The organism is Haloferax sp. ATB1 (genome assembly GCF_000730175.1).
Genome location: NZ_JPES01000023.1, coordinates 1 through 16,111 on the forward strand (window position 1 = coordinate 1; position 16,111 = coordinate 16,111).

The 16,111-nt window shown below is 57.4% G+C and carries 18 protein-coding genes and 2 pseudogenes; 16 read left to right on the forward strand and 4 right to left on the reverse strand.

Annotated elements, in window-relative coordinates; all coding sequences use genetic code 11:
- From ATB1_RS03795 to ATB1_RS03835, 10 genes and pseudogenes are all read left to right on the forward strand, one after another.
- Window positions 1-311, forward strand: a 311-nt coding sequence (locus ATB1_RS03795; protein WP_042662345.1) for a hypothetical protein, incomplete at its 5' end; no start/stop codon positions are given.
- Window positions 308-1,199: pseudogene (locus ATB1_RS03800) on the forward strand (DNA primase). The gene ATB1_RS03795 and the pseudogene ATB1_RS03800, both read left to right, overlap by 4 nt.
- Window positions 1,196-2,707: a primase-associated protein gene (locus ATB1_RS03805; protein WP_042662346.1), complete on the forward strand. Its 1,512-nt coding sequence runs from the start codon at window positions 1,196-1,198 to the stop codon at window positions 2,705-2,707. The pseudogene ATB1_RS03800 and the gene ATB1_RS03805 overlap by 4 nt, the downstream one beginning before the upstream one ends.
- A gap of 546 nt (window positions 2,708-3,253) precedes the next feature.
- Window positions 3,254-3,682, forward strand: coding sequence for a hypothetical protein (locus tag ATB1_RS03810; protein WP_042662347.1), 429 nt, complete (start codon window positions 3,254-3,256; stop codon window positions 3,680-3,682).
- A 149-nt stretch (window positions 3,683-3,831) separates the two neighbouring features.
- Window positions 3,832-4,365: a hypothetical protein gene (locus ATB1_RS03815; protein WP_042662348.1), complete on the forward strand. Its 534-nt coding sequence runs from the start codon at window positions 3,832-3,834 to the stop codon at window positions 4,363-4,365.
- 8 nt (window positions 4,366-4,373) lie between these two features.
- Window positions 4,374-4,808, forward strand: a complete 435-nt coding sequence (locus tag ATB1_RS03820; RefSeq protein WP_042662349.1) for a hypothetical protein — start codon at window positions 4,374-4,376, stop codon at window positions 4,806-4,808.
- 168 nt (window positions 4,809-4,976) lie between these two features.
- Window positions 4,977-5,267, forward strand: a complete 291-nt coding sequence (locus ATB1_RS22270) for a hypothetical protein (RefSeq protein WP_198526034.1) — start codon at window positions 4,977-4,979, stop codon at window positions 5,265-5,267.
- Window positions 5,267-5,596, forward strand: coding sequence for a hypothetical protein (locus tag ATB1_RS20220; protein ID WP_082256258.1), 330 nt, complete (start codon window positions 5,267-5,269; stop codon window positions 5,594-5,596). Before ATB1_RS22270 ends, ATB1_RS20220 begins: the two co-directional genes overlap by 1 nt.
- 299 nt (window positions 5,597-5,895) lie before the next feature.
- Window positions 5,896-6,918, forward strand: coding sequence for a hypothetical protein (locus ATB1_RS03830; protein ID WP_241768031.1), 1,023 nt, complete (start codon window positions 5,896-5,898; stop codon window positions 6,916-6,918).
- Window positions 6,915-7,592, forward strand: a complete 678-nt coding sequence (locus ATB1_RS03835; RefSeq protein ID WP_082256259.1) for a hypothetical protein — start codon at window positions 6,915-6,917, stop codon at window positions 7,590-7,592. Before ATB1_RS03830 ends, ATB1_RS03835 begins: the two co-directional genes overlap by 4 nt.
- A 195-nt stretch (window positions 7,593-7,787) precedes the next feature.
- Here ATB1_RS03835 and ATB1_RS03840 read toward each other — a convergent pair whose 3' ends face one another.
- Window positions 7,788-8,600 carry a DUF6036 family nucleotidyltransferase gene (locus ATB1_RS03840; RefSeq protein WP_042662352.1) on the reverse strand — a complete coding sequence of 271 codons (813 nt, stop codon included), beginning with the start codon at window positions 8,598-8,600 and terminating at the stop codon, window positions 7,788-7,790.
- Entirely contained in the window at window positions 8,597-9,520 is a 924-nt protein-coding gene (locus ATB1_RS03845; RefSeq protein WP_042662353.1) for an ArsR family transcriptional regulator, read from the reverse strand. Before ATB1_RS03845 ends, ATB1_RS03840 begins: the two co-directional genes overlap by 4 nt.
- A gap of 141 nt (window positions 9,521-9,661) precedes the next feature.
- On the opposite strand from ATB1_RS03845, the gene ATB1_RS03850 reads away from it, so the two are divergent.
- The 3 genes from ATB1_RS03850 to ATB1_RS03860 all read left to right on the forward strand — a co-directional run bounded on the left by ATB1_RS03850 (window position 9,662) and on the right by ATB1_RS03860 (window position 10,825).
- Complete coding sequence (locus ATB1_RS03850) at window positions 9,662-10,021, forward strand: helix-turn-helix domain-containing protein (protein WP_042662354.1); 360 nt, start codon at window positions 9,662-9,664, stop codon at window positions 10,019-10,021.
- Window positions 10,018-10,359, forward strand: coding sequence for an mRNA interferase PemK (locus ATB1_RS03855; RefSeq protein WP_042662355.1), 342 nt, complete (start codon window positions 10,018-10,020; stop codon window positions 10,357-10,359). Before ATB1_RS03850 ends, ATB1_RS03855 begins: the two co-directional genes overlap by 4 nt.
- 145 nt (window positions 10,360-10,504) lie before the next feature.
- On the forward strand, window positions 10,505-10,825 hold the full coding sequence (locus ATB1_RS03860) for a hypothetical protein (protein ID WP_042662376.1): 321 nt from the start codon (window positions 10,505-10,507) through the stop codon (window positions 10,823-10,825).
- A gap of 619 nt (window positions 10,826-11,444) precedes the next feature.
- On the opposite strand, the gene ATB1_RS23780 is transcribed toward ATB1_RS03860, so the two are convergent.
- Complete coding sequence (locus ATB1_RS23780; RefSeq protein ID WP_277813201.1) at window positions 11,445-11,573, reverse strand: hypothetical protein; 129 nt, start codon at window positions 11,571-11,573, stop codon at window positions 11,445-11,447.
- 344 nt (window positions 11,574-11,917) lie between these two features.
- Between ATB1_RS23780 and ATB1_RS03870 the strand changes: the two genes are divergently transcribed.
- The 3 genes and pseudogenes from ATB1_RS03870 to ATB1_RS03875 all read left to right on the forward strand — a co-directional run bounded on the left by ATB1_RS03870 (window position 11,918) and on the right by ATB1_RS03875 (window position 15,220).
- Window positions 11,918-12,817 carry an SOSS complex subunit B family protein gene (locus ATB1_RS03870; RefSeq protein ID WP_042662356.1) on the forward strand — a complete coding sequence of 300 codons (900 nt, stop codon included), beginning with the start codon at window positions 11,918-11,920 and terminating at the stop codon, window positions 12,815-12,817.
- Between the two features lie 468 nt (window positions 12,818-13,285).
- Window positions 13,286-13,576 (forward strand): annotated as a pseudogene (locus ATB1_RS24470) (DUF502 domain-containing protein); the annotation flags it as partial.
- Window positions 13,577-13,840: 264 nt separating this feature from the next.
- On the forward strand, window positions 13,841-15,220 hold the full coding sequence (locus ATB1_RS03875) for a sodium:calcium antiporter (RefSeq protein WP_042662357.1): 1,380 nt from the start codon (window positions 13,841-13,843) through the stop codon (window positions 15,218-15,220).
- Between the two features lie 706 nt (window positions 15,221-15,926).
- Here the strand turns inward: ATB1_RS03875 and ATB1_RS20230 are convergent.
- Window positions 15,927-16,103 (reverse strand): zinc ribbon domain-containing protein, encoded by a 177-nt coding sequence (locus ATB1_RS20230; protein WP_338041843.1) that lies wholly within the window; start codon window positions 16,101-16,103, stop codon window positions 15,927-15,929.
- Between the last annotated feature and the right edge of the window lie 8 nt (window positions 16,104-16,111).

Genomic DNA, 16,111 nt, shown 5'->3' on the forward strand with positions numbered 1-16,111 from the left:
GCTTCGACGCTGACGGGGAACTCGTGTGGGTCGGTGAAGCCGAACTCGCGAGTAACAACAAACACGCACCGGTTGACGACTATGACAAGCAGAGTGCGGTGGATGCGAACGCTGTCTGGGCGTTCAACAGGCGCGAGACAGCCGTTGAGGTGTTGGACTGTCTCGCAGAGGCCGACCGGATAGAAAGCAGCGTGAGCGGGCGTGCAGCCCGCTCGTTCTCGGACATCCGAGAGGCCGTTGAATCGTTCGATGCAGCTGGGCTGACGACGATTCGGAGCTTCAACAAACTCGATCAGGAGTTTAACACATGACGTGGCGCCACGCAACCCGCGAGGAGATCTACAGGTACTATGCGGAGGAGTTCCCCTCGTACGTCGACGAACTTCCGTCGTTCATCACCGCGAAGGGGCCGAAACAGTACGCACTCGCGTTTCGAGAACCACATCCGGTACGGAAAGACGGGGTCCCAGACAAGGACTTCATCCGTCGAGATACGTGGCAGACGAACGTCTCAGGTGACCGGACCACGGCAGCGTTCCACGACTTCGACGACGTCCTCGAGTTCATCTGCCATCCAGCGCGGAACGATCCACTTGGGCGGAGCGACTTCGCACTCGCCGATCCTGATCTACTCGACAAACCAGACCCGCGTCCTGATGCGGTCTACTACGCCCTCGATCATTGGGAACGACCGTGGGTGCTCCTCATCGATATCGACGCGAAAACGATAGCCCGAGAGCGAGCAGCACAAGTTGTCTCGGATGAGGTTCCTACGGAAGACAGCGAAGAACTGCTCGACACCGCGGGTATTCTCGACGCAGACCCGGCAGGCTACCCGTATGCCTTCGATGATATCGATCAGGGATCAGGCCATCGAGTACGGTTTCGAGGTGCGAGACATCTTCGAGAACGACTTCAACGCTGAGGAGACGATGGTAGTCTACAGCGGTCAGGGCGTTCATGTCTACCTTCTCGATACGGACCTCGCTCATCGATATGACGCCAAGAGTCGGGAAGTGCTGAACGACCTTCTGCAAGACACCTACGGGATTCCCATCGACCCAGTAGTTACAGCTGACCGTCGTCGAGTCGCCCGGCTTCCCTACTCGTTGCACGCTGACGTCTGCAGTATCGTCACGCCCATCGAGAGCTCGAACTTCGACGTCCGGTCTGCGACACCGGAGGTGGTTAAGGAATGACTCAGTCGACGCCTGTCGAGGACGAGCGTGCCGCCTATCGCGTTGCGACGCTCCCGATCGAATATGGTACGACGCGAATCAACCAACTGTTCACCCGGGGCTACAATCGCTATATCGTCGACGGCGAAGAGCAACCAGGTGATCTACTGACCGACCTCGAACGGTTTGGGACGGCGGCATTCAAAGAAGATATCAGAGCCAACGCCGCAGAGAAACCCTTCGTCGATGAACCTGGAATACTCGCTGTCCTCGCGACGTTGAGTGCTATCTGCGTCAAGGCACACCCGAAGTTCGAACACGCCCCACCGCGAACGGTGCAGGTCCTCTACGATATTCGCGAGCTCTACGTCAACAATCTCGCCTCCCTCCTTCGAGAATTCGGTGATGGGAGTCTCCAACAGGATATCGCAGAGGTGCTGTACGCGAAAGACACAGGAGAGGACGGACCACACCCCGGTCGCGTTTGTACGGGGATCAAAGAGATGCCCGAGTTCGGTGACGGATTGTATCTCGAAATCCCGATGACTGCAGCATCGAGGAAGTGCCTCGTTCACGCCGAAACTGAGACCGGAGAAGCCGGGGAACTGCTCACTCGCGTCGAGAACAACTGCCTCTATGTGCCCGTCGGTAATTTCGACACGAAGTATCGCGAGTACGCCAGACGTGCGTTCAAGAAGCTCCTGCGGGTCCAGGAGGAAAACCTCTCTGAAGACCAGCTGACGTGGCTAACGACGAATGAGTCGGCCATCACAGAGCGTATCGACCGCTTCATCGAGACGGGACACCACGAACGAATCTGGCGAGATTGGAACCCCGGTGAACGGACCATCCGTGTGCTCAGAGACGCGATTCGAGACGCTCCAGACGAGGTCGTCTCACTGGGAGAGTTCCACTCGGCGAAGGAGCTGTTTGAAGCAGTGGAGGCGTACGACCCAGAAGCGAGCTGGAAGCGAGACGTGTGTAATCGCATCTCGAGTCCTCGGAGTCTCGGAAACCTTCTCGCATCCCAGCGCGACCACCGGAGTCTGACCATTCGAGAGCACGGAAGTACGAACCATTATCGGATTCAGGAGTCTTCGCGTGGCGTCCAGCCTCTCGACGTCGAGTCAATCGAGGACCTATTCGAACTCCCGTGTATGGCGAACATGGCCGAACGTCTTCACGAGAAGAAACCAGTCCGAAAGGACCTATACAACTTTGCCCGGATGGTGATGTGGCTGCCACAGTACCAAAACAGCGACCTTGAGACGATTGTCACAGACCTCAAGGACGTCTTCTCCCGGTGGCCTTGGTACGACGAACAGCTCACCGACTACCAGATTCGCTACGAGTTCTCGAACACCATTGGAGGCGACACCCCGCTTCCGATGAACTGTGACAACGACGATATGCAGCGGTACTGCATCGGCCAGGAGCAGTGCCCCTACTCAATCTGGGGAAGTCTCCCATTCCCAGACGAGATGTATGACCAACTAAGTGGAACGGAGGGTAACGGAAACGAGTTCTAACGCAGATAGCCAAAAGTCAGTTAGATTACTATTCTCAGTGGACAACGATGTGACGGAGGTTGAAAACCCGTCATGCACTTTTCAGGCTTTCAGTCGACCAATTTGGACAAGAATGGGTATCGTGCTGGAAGGATAGTCTCGCAACTCATCAGTTGGGGTCGGTCAGTTCTGCTAGGGCTTGATTCTAACCTGACCCCAACCCTCTCGAATACGGGGCTTTCAACACCTCGTCAAGCACAATCTCGCTGAATCCCCATTTTTCGGAACCCGTCGAGGACATTAGTAACGCCTGAAAACTGCCCGACGGGCCTATTGCTAAATCTAAGGGCGTTTCAACTCTTTCTGCACCTCCAAAATCATCCAAAGGAAGGCTAGGGTACACGGGTGCAAACGCCGCTGGCTCTCTCCGGCCGAAGGGCCATCAAACGACGACAGTCTCTAGCCGATATCTCAGAATTCACTCATTAGATGAGGGTGCGATCCGCGGTGGAGTTTGTCACCCCGAGAGGGGCGAGGGTGGCTGTCGTAGGCCCCCACTCAACAACCATGTCTTCCGACTACGAGCAACAGCGATCACGACTACATAGCGAGTACACTGAACAACCGAGCGACGAACCGTGGACAGATCTCGAACTGGCGCTCCCTCACAACAGAAGTCCGACTGGCATCGTCTCAGTTGTTGAGTGCGTACTCGTCGAACTTACCTACGAAGACGTCGGAGCCGAGTTCGTCTCAACGAGCGTAGCGGGCGTAAAGCGGACACAGTTCATCGCCGTCGACGACATCGGCGAGCGATTCCAGAAGCGGTATTTCGACGAGCGTCTCGGCTGGCACGAAACGACAGTCAGCCGTGAAGCGGTTCGTGAGGAATTGGTCAACCGACTCTCGCAGTCGTCACTGGGCAGTGGTGTGGGTCAGAATGGCGTCGTCAACGATCAAGACAAATTCCAGGTGATGCCAGTTCCGGAGCTGTGAATTCAGGAGTGACGCCTTAACCAACAATAGCACAAGAGAATAACGTCTGTTGGTTAAGATAGTAGTCTGCTGGTGAATTCCACCCCGCACAAAGACAGGAAACTATTCCTCGAAGTAAGAACTATATCCTGTGCCACGCAAGAACGAGTATGTCCAACAGCGAGTCTCCAGATGGCCCGCCATCATTCGAGGATGCGTTTCGTGGCGACGACGTTGAGCAACGCATCTACGGGACGGTTCTCCAGACTCGTGAGCCGACAACAGCCAGCGCCATCGCCGACGTCGCCGACTGTGACCCGAAAACGGCTCGGAAATATCTGGGCTGGTTCAGTGAACTCGGTATCGTCACGCGCCACAACGGCCATCCGGCCACGTACGAGCGCAACGACGCCTACTTCGAGTGGCGGCGAATCAACCAGCTCGCGGCCGACCACTCCGTCGAAGACCTCCAGCAGCGCGTTCGGGAACTGAGCTCGCGGATCGAGGCGTACGAGGACACGTACGGTGCCCCGACGCCAGCGGCCGTCGACGCCGTCGACGCCGCAGAATCGAGCGACGACCGGACGATCGATGACGTCTACGGTGACCTCGGCGACTGGGCGACCGCTCGGGACGAGCGAACACGCTACGAACGTGCCCGTCAGCAACGCGCGAGCACTGAGACCGAACAGGTATCCGGGTAGCCGCATCGATGGTGCCGCCAACAGGGGACGGCGGAAGCCCTGCGCCTATTGATCGCCCGATACTCGAGTTCCTGCAAACACGTCTTCGAGCAACGGGTCAGGTCGCAACAGCACTCATCACCGACGCGGGCGGCCATCTCGAACTTCGTGTGACACTCACACCATCGTACTATCCAGACTCCGTCGAGGAGGCGACTCTGGCTGTTCGCTGGTACACGAACGACGACTTCAAAATTCACTACCGGGAGGTTCAGTCAGACTGCTCCTGGGAATGTCGGTGGGATCGCCACCCAAACCCCCACAATACCCGAGACCATTTCCACCCTCCACCCGCTGCCCTCACCCCCGGCGACGACGCTTCGTGGCCGACCGACCATCGCGACGTGCTTCGGCTCGTCCTCGACGAAATTGAAGACCGGATAGCTGCCCTGTGGAGTGAGTAAGGGATGTCCCAAAGGTGAGCCTGTATCGCGAAACGAATTCGTCACTCCGCCGTGAATTAACCAACACAGAGCCTTAGCTCCCTTGCAGCGTTGGTTAACACGTAGCAGAGAGCAGTTTGTCCGCGCCTGAGAGGCCGAGGCGCGTAGATTCGCGCCGACGTGATTCCCATGCCCGGTACAGACGCACTCGACGATGCATCAGCCGACCACGAACGGTTTGAAGCAGAACTCGTCGCACAGGATCAAGATGCTGCCCGCGTCTCGGTAGCGGATATTGACGAGAGGAGAGCCCATTCTCTGGTCAATGACCTCGTCGACGACGACGTCGTCATTCCCATCCCCGACGAACGGGTCCTCGTCCACGAGCCAAGCGACGAGGCATTCGACTCGATTCTCCCACTGGCGGTCTTCCATCGAGGCTGGACCGCCGCTCGCGACACTGACGAGGGAGGAAAGTGATGCAACAGACGCTCGCTGGCTGTGCCTTCTGCGATGCGGTTCCCGGTACAGACGTGGGGGAGGCACATACATGGGGAAAAGACGAACGAGTCACACACCCGATCTGCGTCGACTGCGCGATCCAGTCGAATCTCGATCCCGACGAGCGTGACCATTACGCCTGCGATAGCTGTGGCCTCGTCGTCGATGCGCTTGCAGCCCTCACCCGGTTCCGTGTCGAACTCGGCCACCTGGAAGGTCCACTACAGCTGTGTGCGAGATGTAGTCCTGATGGGCCCGCGACGTACTGGACGCGGGATCTAGGCGACCATCTCGTTAGTGAGTCTTGATACAGAGTCGTTGGGGTCGGAAAGTGGTGTAGACGGCTCTGTTGAAATACTCAGTCGCGGATAATTTGTTGGGCCGTTCTGAATCAGGGCGCGAATCGGTCAACGACGAAGATCGTGATTGTGGCTGGCCAAATCGGTAGAGACAAAAGATACCTGTCGAACTTCACTTTCAGTCCGAGGCCACAATCTTTGACCATCCCTGTTGAATACGATAGTAGGAACAGCACTCACCGGCAGGTGTCAAACTGCCGAAGCAGTATCACAAAACCTATCGGCACCATAGCGGGAATATCCTAATCATGACTCCTCCCACACCAGGCACGAACAACCCCTATCGTGAGGAGGAACCCTATGCAGACGCGCTTCTACGTGGTATTGAGCTCGCAGTAGAGGACGTGTTCGACGGTCCTGGTCGAAACATTACGCGAACGGAGCAGGAGAAGCTGTGCTACTTCGCGATTAAGGAGTTCGACCTCCCGGTTACCTATAGCTGGTACCTTGCTGGCGCCTACACGAAGGTTGCCGGCGAGCCCGACAATGCCCCGGGACGGATGACCACCAACACGGGTGGAGTTCGACGCGATCACGGTGAAACGGAGGAAGTGCAACAGTATCGGGACTACTTCGCATCCGAGGTTTTCTTCGACGATTACGACCTGCGGAAAGTTTGGTATACCGGGAAATTCGACTTCCTCCGCGACTTCTACCAGGAATGCGCTCCCGACGAGTACACCGATCTGTATCTCACATCGACGGACATTCGGGAGCACCTCGAAACCCTTGATGAGACAATCGAACAGGAAACAACGAACCATTCGCTGTCGGATTTCGGCGGAGGCTCACAAGAGGGATTGCTGTCTGAATCGGACGAACGAAAGTTCCGACTGCTCATCTCTGACCTCCATCTCGAGCTTGCGGAAATCGACGAGCTATCCGAGATAGTGGACTTAGTCACTCGAGGAACAGATGTGATTGAGCAGGTGTTTGCGCAACTCACGACCCTCGAGTCGATATCGAGCGAGCAAGAAACTGTGTTACAGGATCTCGCGCCGTACTTCTACTATGATGTCTGGCGGTACCCGGCATTGTATATTTCTACGCAAACTGCGAAGGGTCCGAATCGACACCACTTGATCGAGGAGCACGCAGACCGGTTTACGAGCTTCCACGAAGACCTTCTATCGCGACGGAATCGACTGAGTGAGCGATGTGCTGATGCGGATTTGTACCCGCGCGCTGGCCATCACTCCCAGAGAGTTGACGAAGAACAGATGGCGCATCTGCACGAGATGGCAAGAGAGGTTCTGGAGGGTACTGAATGAGCGAAGCCTCTCGACTCAACCTGGATACATCGGTGATGGTGAATTACGTCTATTCACAACTTCCGGGCGACCTCGAGGAGGATCGCGGCTGTCAGCGACTCATTGATGGTGAGTCGTTCTATACCGTAATCGGTGGAAAGGCCAACGGCGAGTTCGACGCGCTCTGTGAACGCCGGTACAACCTCTACGATGACGTGATTGCCTACCTCCGCGATACTGGCAACGAGATTTTCGACTACGAGCCGCGTGACCGGGATATCCACGTCAGTCCGAACGACCGGAGTCAATTCCGGAGTGATATCCAGATGAGTTGGTACAATATGGATAAACGAGAGCAGTTGTCTACCCTGCGCCGCTGCCTCCAGGATATTGAGCTGTATCAGGTTCAGTTACCAGATGAATTGATTGACCGGTGTTTCCCGCAGCAGAGCAACGACCAATTGTTACGTCGGTTCCGGAGGGACCTCGACATTGGCCATGACTGCGAGATACTCGTCGATGCTGTGGAGATCTCTCGCCAACACTCTGTCTCTACTCTCGTTGCTGTGGATTCGGATCTTACCAACAGAGAGCACATCGATATTGTGTATGAAATCATCGAGGATGTACTCGGTGTATCGGGGGTACTCCGTATTTCGGAGCCTGACGGTGTAAGCGCTGATGGCAGCGATTGAGTTTCTGTAGATGGTGCAAGGGAAACGAAATCCTACCGGATTATTTAGAGAGATTCACCTGAATAGAACACGATTACGGTGCTGAACTCACGCACTGTATGTGTCAATCACTTTCTGCCAAGGTCAGAAGGTTTCAACAGAGCTGTGTAGACTTGCTCACAGCGTAGTCACGGCTTCACTTCCTCCCCTCCGTGGTCAGATCGTCGTTGAGCGACGTTCTACACGCCCATCGGTTACCGCGACGGTGTCTTTCTCTTCCAGCCGCCTCACAATCTCCTGTACGTCCGCTGCAGACCAATCAAGCTCCTGTTGCAGGTCAGCCACCGACTTCGGTTCGTCAAGCGCGTGCAGCACTTCGAGCTCTTCGTAGACGCGCTCAGTGATCTCCGCTACGGGGTCGTGCAACGGCGTCGTCACGTTGTGCTGTTCGGTGAGGTCGGTCAACGCTTCGTTGACGTACGTGACGAATAGTTCTTGGTCCAAGAGTTCGACCTGCGTCTCGAGTTCCGCTTCGACGACGTCGAACTCGAGGCCAGTCTGCATCAACGAGAACATATCCTCGATGTCGTCCACCCGACCGGCAACCGCTTTGAACAGGAAGATGTCTTCTGGACTCACGAGCTCGACCACGAGATTCCCCGGGTCGAGATACCGTTCGCTCCGCTCACGAATGCCTGGAGACAGAATCAGCTTGCCGATCACCTGCTGGTTGAAGATGTCGATGCGACACCCGTCATCGTTCTCGAGGATTCGCTGGGCACCGAGTTCTTCGTACTCTTCGTCCGGCTCCCGGACGATATCGTATCCCAGTTCGAGGAGCACCGCTTGTAGCTGGCTCAGATCGTCGCCGGAGGGGACGATGAGGTCGATGTCTTTGGTCGTTTCTTTGAGTCCGCGAAACGCCATCGACCCACCGCCAATCAAGAAGACAGTGAGTGGGTTGTTCAGCTGCTGGCCTATGCGCTCGAGTTCCGACCGGATATATGAGCTATCGAACCGCCGCCTCATGGCGTCACCTCGTACTCGTCAGCCAGTTCCTGGAACTCGGACCACTCAGGAAGGCGAGACGTCCGCTGGGCACCGCTGGTGTCGAGATACGTGTAGAGGTCGTCGACGACGTCGTCGACGCCGTACTTGGTGGCTTGGGCTAGAAGTTCGTCGCGGTCGATGTCGACGTGACTGAGCAAGAGTAGACAGTATGACTGCGTTCGTGCGCCCGAATCGATTACGAGCATGTGGCAGCACAATGTCTCCGGCGAGAGCTCGCTCGTCGCTTCCGAATAGAGGTAGTATCGTCGATCACGTGCCAACAGCGGGAGGCCGTATCGCTGGAACTGGTCTGGGCCTGTCGGGATGAAGTGTTCGTCAGCGATTTCAGTCGTCGTCTGGACAAGGAACTCGTCAAGCGATTCCCACAGAATCGTGTAGGTGTCCGTCTGTTCTTCGACAGTCTGGCGGTGGGCGTGATGGGCCAGCTCACGAGCGAATACGCTCAGCGGTTCGAAGCCGTCGTTTAGTGCGTACGCCCCGTCGTCAGTTTGGTAGACGATTCCGCGATGCTGAAGCGGGGCAAGCGCACGGTGGACAGTGCTTCGGTGGACGTCGGCGCGGCGTGCGAGTTCGGTCGCGGTCCGCGGGGTATCGAGGAAGTAGCACACACGGAGGGCTGCCCCTGACAACAGCTCCGGCCAGTCGATGTGTGAATACTGCTGTGTGAGGTTCGTGAGTAACTCGAGGGCCTTTGCGTCCGACAGTCGAATCCGCTTTGTTTTCCCCTGTCGACGTGTCTCGACGAGGCCAGCCGTTTCGAGCCGCCCGACGAGTTCTGAGGTGTAGCTGAGACTCCGATCGAGATTCGTTGCAAGGTCAGAGACCGTCTGCTCACCGTGGAGGGCTGTAAGGGCGCGAACCTCACCTTCTGTGAGCATACTGTTGCATACTAGCGAACCAATATATAAATCACTTCGGTATTTTGCAACACTCGACTGGCTCAGTCGAGATGGAAATACACCAATCAATAAAACAAAACACACCAAACACCTATCTTCCAACAGTCCCAACACTAGTCTATGTCGAGCGGCACCATCGATATCGACGAGTTCGAAAACGCTGATCCCGACGAATTCGAGGACCGGAATGACACCGAGCGAATCGTACTGTTTCTCGATAAGAATGACGACCGGGCGTGGAAGGCAGCGACGATCGCCGAGCGACTGGGCTTGGACACGGACGCTGTTAGTGCGATTCTCTCTCGACTGAAGGAACGCGGGCTCGTCCGGCACAAGCGCCCGTATTGGGCGATCACGGACAACAAGGAACGACTTCAGTCGGCCTATCGACTGCATCGCCAGCACGAGGCGGCAGACGACGAGTATGGCGAAGAACGGCTTGAAGCGCTTCGGACTGACGAGATGGACGACGTACAGTGACTGCGTTTGAGGATCTGGAACGTGGCGACATTATCTGGGCGAGTGACCCGCTCTCGGAGAAGGGGCGCCCGATGCTCGTGCTGGGGGCCCCACAGTTACCACGGCATGGCGTCCAACTTATCACGGTTCTGCTCTCTACGAAGACCTATCACGAGGAGTCGCTCACCCTCCGCGACCACGACTACGACGGCGACCCACTCGGTGAACGCAGTCATGTCCTCCCGTGGTCGCTTGTAACCCTCAACAGTGCAGCAGACGTGGACCACTACCTGACCTCCCTTGTCGATGACCGCACCGAGGATGTGGCAGGCCAGGTGATCGGCTACATCTCCTCCTAAAGGGACTTGCCTGCTGCCAATAGCGCGACCGAGAGCACAGATGCCGCTCCCACTCGGAAAAGAAATCTTCTCCCTTCACGGCGTATTTATGCGACACTCGAATCGCTCCACGATCTTCAACAGACGGGCGCTCTTCGGGAAGATCATGGACTGCCCCGCGTGCGGGTCCTCGGTTACACTCGAAGTCGGGCTGGACCACCCGCCTTCGGCGTCACTCACCGACGCCCTCCTTGCAGCGGATGGAGACGAGTGTATCGAGGTCTCACGGAATTGTTGGAACTGTGGGTGGCACGAGGAGCGCCAGGTTTGCGTTGCCTCGATCGAGACGACCGAGGGAGACGAGACCGCTATCGAACGAGCCGCACTCCTCGACGAGATCGCAGCGATCGAATGTCTGGCCACGCTCGAAGACGCCCTAGCCGAGGTTCGTCGGCCTCGGTGTCATGAACGATGTCTCCGTAGATGAAGTCCGGGTCTTCCTCTTCATCCCAAATACACTCAATGACCTGCTCGTTCCTCAAACTGGCTTAACTAGACAGTGCCTAGCAATCAAACGTGTTTGGGAGGTGAGTTGTGTCGGTACGCTTGGGGGCGACTGCTCGGGTTGTGCGCGCTCCGGCGGGCAGCCCGTTCCTGCCGGGCCCGGGCGTTTCGCGCTGCCGTTGCGTCTACGACGGACGGGGCACGGTCGCGGGGCCGGGTCGGGCCGGGTGCAGCCACCCGATACCGGTCAGCCCCGAGGGCGGGTCTGCGAGCACTCGACCCGCGTCCGGGCCGTGGACCGTAACCGGGCTGGCTGCATCTTCACCAGCCGTTGCGTCGGCGCTCCCTCGATGCGGTCGCGCCGCCGGCCGGCTGGTTCAGACGTGGCCGCTTGTGCGGTCCGGGCGGGCTGCTCGCCGTTCGGGCGATTGCCCTCACCCCTCGTTCGCCCGGGCTGCCGCGGCTATTGGGGGTTCGCCGTGCTCACCCCCAGTATGCCACGGTCCGGGGCTCACTCAGGGCTGGCTGTGCGGCCTGCCGGGCCTGCGCTCAAACTCGGCCGCGACGAGCTGTGGGTCCGCGGGCATCCAGCCCGCACCGGGCTACCGCACGAGGCGTTTCCGTTGCGTCTGCGACGGACGGGACAGGCTCGTGCGGGTCCGGGCGCGGTGCTGTTCCGGCGGGTCCTCGCTCTCTGCGGCCTCGCTGTGGCCGTATGCGACGCCGTTCACCACCATATACCCCCCGGCCGTGCCGCCTCGGCGCCGCGGCCGCTTCCGTTGCGTCTGCCGACGGACGGTGGTCGGCGAGGCGCCGACCCGCGGTGACCGGCTGGGTATATGGCGGTGACCGCGCGCTCACCTCGAGGTTCACCCCCCGCACTCGTCTGTGGGGGTGCCGTCGGTGCCGCGCCGCGCCGGACAGGGTCCGGCGTGAAGGCGCGGCGCGGGCACCTCGGTGACGGCGTCATCGGTCGACATCGAAGCCGTGGCTCAAGCAGGTTGGTTCGTGAGAATCCCGCGAGTGGGTTCGCGGGCGTCGGCGCGTCAGCGCCTTCAGGAACGTGTCAGTTCCAATGTCTAGTAACAACTCCAATCGCAAGGTAGTTTCGGTGGCTGAACAGGCGTTCGAACACGCGGACGAGACGGCAGTCGACGAAGACGGGTTTGAGGTCGTCGACGAGACGCCGACGTTCCAAGCGACGGTGCAACAGGAGATCCAAGCAAAGGTGGATGCGAACCACCCAGATGGGATTGCAGACACGAGCGACGAGCGGATTGACGGCGTGACGTTGGCCCAAGAAGAACGCATTCGAGCGCGGGAAGCCGAACTCGAACAGATTAGTGCCCGTGCGGAACTGGGCTCGCAAGAGGGTCGTGAGGCGCGGTCGCGGGTGATTGCGGCCGAACGAAGCGCTGAGCGACGGCGGCAGTTCCAGAAGCGTGCGGCGAGCGTGAATCCGGTGATGGACCCCGACCGGGCGGATCCCCGGACGGAGCTGACCCAAGAGCAGTTGGGCGCAGTGAACTCTCAGGCAACACGGTTGGCGGAGAAATTGGATGGGTGGTCGCGAGCGGCGATCAGTCGGCGACTGAGCGAGGCGGTGTTGGGTGGCAAGGATATGATGTCGGCAGCGGTAAGCGTGTTCGAGGAACTCGAAGGCGCACCGGGGACGATGGTGCCAATCGGGAAGCTTGAGGGCGTGTCGCGACGCGAGGTCTGCATTGAAGGGACGCTGACGACGGTGTGGGAGTCAGAGTCGCCAGCGATTCAGCAAGCGGGGATACTCGAAGACGAAAGCGGGCAGGTGAAGCTGACGAGTTGGAAAGCGTCAGACGTGCCGTGGATTCGCGAGGGCGAACGCGTGCGGATTCACGGAGCGGCGCGAAACTGGTACGACGGGCGTGTCTCGATTGCCCTGACGGGCTGGACGACTGTGCATTTCCCCGAGCGCGACGCTTGGTGGGACGCCTAACGTGCGCGAGGCAGCCCTCTTTTTTGTTGGTGGCCGGGCCGACCCAGGCCCCACCGCCCCACCCTCCGCTCCGTGCTCGCTCCTTCGGAGCTGTGCGCGCAGCCACGACCGTGTTCATTACTAATCGCCACTCTGACATCCAACTCAGAATGGTGTATCTATTCTCTCCGCGGTACAGCGCTTGTACGTGAAGATGGAACGCTACTGTAAAGAAGTACGTCAGCAGGGACCAAGTCGATGTTAGCGCCAGATCCGCGAAACAGGGTTGGGGAAGCCGTCGGTTTGCTCAACTCCGTGAACTACACTCAGGAACGCGAACGTTAAGAAGAAATGCGGATATCCTGGCGGTGCTTCGTCACCACCCCCAAGTGCGTATACTGTTATTGCAATGCAACCCATAGCGATGAGCCAGGATTTCCATTGATGTGCAAATGAAAGTGCGATGGTAGTGTAGCTCCTGTTGTCCGTGTCATCTATAACGCGGTGAAAACAACACTTGACGTACTACTAAACCACTCAAATCGATCTCCACGAGTCGTGAGAATTACTGCGTGGAACGGTTCTCGGATGCTGGCGTTTGATACTGGGAATCGAACTGCTGATGGCCGCGTCATCGTGTTCATCCCTGGGTCGCCAGAGGTCACTTCCGGATTCGTTGCAGAAATCCCCCCAGAGTCCCTGCTCGAGTGCGATCAGACAGTACTAACTGCATTAGTTCGCCTCCTCAGCGGTGGCTTTGCTGAACCTGACTCTGTGTAAGCCACGCTTCTCTTCGTGGAGCTACTCGATAAGCCGATATCGCTTCATAAACCATGTATTCAGCGTTGTAGAGCTGATTTCACCGCTTCACCGCAATCGCCCCGAAAACGAACGTACAGGCCCCAAAACCGCTGATCTCTACAGGTGATGCGTTATCTTGTGGTTTTTGTTCGGGTATTGCATGGATACAGACATGACATCTATCACCAGTAGAGAAGACGATTGTGCACGTGATCAAGATCTGCTCACCAGTCGAACGAAACCATGATCGGACGTCTTCGCCACCCGCTCGTCGCTGTTGCCGCGGCACTCCTATTGACACTCCCATTCATCGCGTTGTTCGTCACGCACGGCTATCACCTCGACCCAGTGTCGACTCCAACAAACCCACATACGAACATTTCTCCTCCTGTCGCCGTCCTTGCTGGTGGTCTCGCAATCCTCGGTGCGGCGTTCCTGCTTGCGTGGGGTGCCGAAACCGCCGAAAAAGACGTTCCCACTGCGTTCGCTATCGCAGTTCTCGCAGTTCTCGCCGTCGCACCCGAGTACGCTGTCGACGCACTGTACGCATGGAACGCTGGTGCATTCGAGGGGACCGCACGCGGAATGGAGGCAGCCAATCTCGCCATCGCGAATATGACTGGGGCGAACCGAATCCTCATCGGCCTCGGATGGTCTGGCATCGCCCTGTTCACGATCTACCGGGCGAAACGCACCGGCGACTCAGCAGTCATCCAGCGCACTGGCTTCCTCACGGACGCCGTAGCGATCGACCGTGACATCTCTCTCGAGATCACATTTCTGCTCGCAGCCACAGCGTACGCCTTTTTCATTCCGCTGGGAAACGGGATCGGAATCGTCGACACGATCGTCTTGGTCGGACTCTTCGCTCTCTACATCCTCATCATCATCCGCGGTGATATCGAGGAGACGGACGCACATATTGGGGTTCCTGCGTATTTCCAGGCCTACTCAAAAGGACCCCGAGTCGCAGTAGTCCTCTTTTTGTTCGCGTTTTCTGGGGTGGTTATCTTCGAGGCTGTCCACCCATTCGCGTTGGGTCTCGAAGAACTCGGCACTGCCCTCGGCGTTCCACCGTTCTTCATGATTCAGTGGCTTGCACCGCTGGCGAGTGAGAGCCCCGAACTCATCGTCGTTGCCTATCTCGTAAACAAGGCACGCTCGACCGCCGGGTTTAACGCACTCATCTCGTCGAAACTCAATCAGTGGACACTGCTTATCGGAACCCTTGCGATCGTGTATTCTATCGCCGCCGGTCAGATTGGGACGCTTTCGTTCGATCAAAAGCAAGCTGCCGAGATCTGGATTACTGCTGCTCAGAGCCTCTTTGCGCTCGCTATTCTGCTGAATTTCGAGATCAGCATTCGTGAGGCAGTGACACTGCTTGTCCTGTTTGTCTCACAGGTCGTTGCTGAGTTCTATGTCATCCAAACGTATGCCGAGCCTGCCGCTGCAGACATTGGTCTTCTTATTTTGTACGGCTACACTGGTGTCTATACCTTCTTTGGGATCGGGTTGTTGCTCATGCGCACGGGTAGTGTTCGTGAACTCATTGCGTACACTGTCTCTGATATTCGCACAGCCATCAGCCGTGATGCTACGCAACCAGACAGGGCTGATTGAACAGGAAATATCGATGATGTGAGTACTATCTCAAGAACATGGTACACGTGAACTTGGGTGCGTCTTGACATCCTCCCCGCCGTTCACGGAGGGGATTCCCACGGCACCGCACCGCTGGGTTGTAGAGCAAAATTGAGTATAGGACGCGAAATCGGTTATTAGTTCAGCACTCAATATGGAAGAATAAATCGCTATATACAGGGAACTCACCTATCGCTCAGTACAGAAGGTTAGTCATTCAGTACCGCCGTCCTTTCTGACCTCTGCATCATTGATGATAGGTAGCACCCTCCGGCGATAGATAACAAAACTCCGTCGAGAACAGTGAGATACCAGCCGAGCTCCGGAACGAATATGGAGTTAAATCCAGCGAGCGACGAGTCGGATAGATAAGACGCACAGTATCTCAGCGTCCGGGAGGAGGTCCGGGTTGATTTTCAACCACGAGAGGTACGCTCCGACTGAAATAGTGTCACACCTCCCATCGACGAGAATCCAGTCATGGAGCGATTGAGCGGCCATAGTTCTTCAAAAACGGAGATGGCTAAACGCTTTGTGTATGCTCACCTGGCTTTAATCGTGAGTATTCGCCTACTGCCTTGAGCAGTTAGAACGGAAGTCAACACTGGAATGTCGCGCTCTTCAGGGCGTGGTAGCTGACTCGAGTTGTACTTTGACTGATGCTGGAAGCACAATGTGCGGTGTGTCAGAATTCGTAGCAGGCGATTTCGACCGAACCACAGTTCGGACACTTCTCTTGCTCTGGGAAGACACACGTCCCACAGTCTCGACACTCGTACAGGGTACTCTCATCGCTTCTTCTTGTTCGCCGAAGCAGCTCAAGTAATCCCATCCGTGCTAGTGCTGGCACCCCAAAACACATTAACGTTT

Bases quoted from the DNA above. Each gene is read 5' to 3' on its own strand.
- ATB1_RS03815 (WP_042662348.1), top strand. From the start codon at position 3,832: ATGTCCAACAGCGAGTCTCCAGATGGCCCGCCATCATTCGAGGATGCG.
- ATB1_RS03860 (WP_042662376.1), top strand. From the start codon at position 10,505: ATGGACTGCCCCGCGTGCGGGTCCTCGGTTACACTCGAAGTCGGGCTG.
- ATB1_RS03840 (WP_042662352.1), bottom strand. From the start codon at position 8,600: ATGAGGCGGCGGTTCGATAGCTCATATATCCGGTCGGAACTCGAGCGC.
- ATB1_RS03870 (WP_042662356.1), top strand. From the start codon at position 11,918: ATGTCTAGTAACAACTCCAATCGCAAGGTAGTTTCGGTGGCTGAACAG.
- ATB1_RS03820 (WP_042662349.1), top strand. From the start codon at position 4,374: ATGGTGCCGCCAACAGGGGACGGCGGAAGCCCTGCGCCTATTGATCGC.
- ATB1_RS20230 (WP_338041843.1), bottom strand. From the start codon at position 16,103: ATGTGTTTTGGGGTGCCAGCACTAGCACGGATGGGATTACTTGAGCTG.
- ATB1_RS03850 (WP_042662354.1), top strand. From the start codon at position 9,662: ATGTCGAGCGGCACCATCGATATCGACGAGTTCGAAAACGCTGATCCC.
- ATB1_RS03830 (WP_241768031.1), top strand. From the start codon at position 5,896: ATGACTCCTCCCACACCAGGCACGAACAACCCCTATCGTGAGGAGGAA.
- ATB1_RS03805 (WP_042662346.1), top strand. From the start codon at position 1,196: ATGACTCAGTCGACGCCTGTCGAGGACGAGCGTGCCGCCTATCGCGTT.
- ATB1_RS03845 (WP_042662353.1), bottom strand. From the start codon at position 9,520: ATGCTCACAGAAGGTGAGGTTCGCGCCCTTACAGCCCTCCACGGTGAG.
- ATB1_RS03835 (WP_082256259.1), top strand. From the start codon at position 6,915: ATGAGCGAAGCCTCTCGACTCAACCTGGATACATCGGTGATGGTGAAT.
- ATB1_RS20220 (WP_082256258.1), top strand. From the start codon at position 5,267: ATGCAACAGACGCTCGCTGGCTGTGCCTTCTGCGATGCGGTTCCCGGT.
- ATB1_RS03875 (WP_042662357.1), top strand. From the start codon at position 13,841: ATGATCGGACGTCTTCGCCACCCGCTCGTCGCTGTTGCCGCGGCACTC.
- ATB1_RS22270 (WP_198526034.1), top strand. From the start codon at position 4,977: ATGCCCGGTACAGACGCACTCGACGATGCATCAGCCGACCACGAACGG.
- ATB1_RS03810 (WP_042662347.1), top strand. From the start codon at position 3,254: ATGTCTTCCGACTACGAGCAACAGCGATCACGACTACATAGCGAGTAC.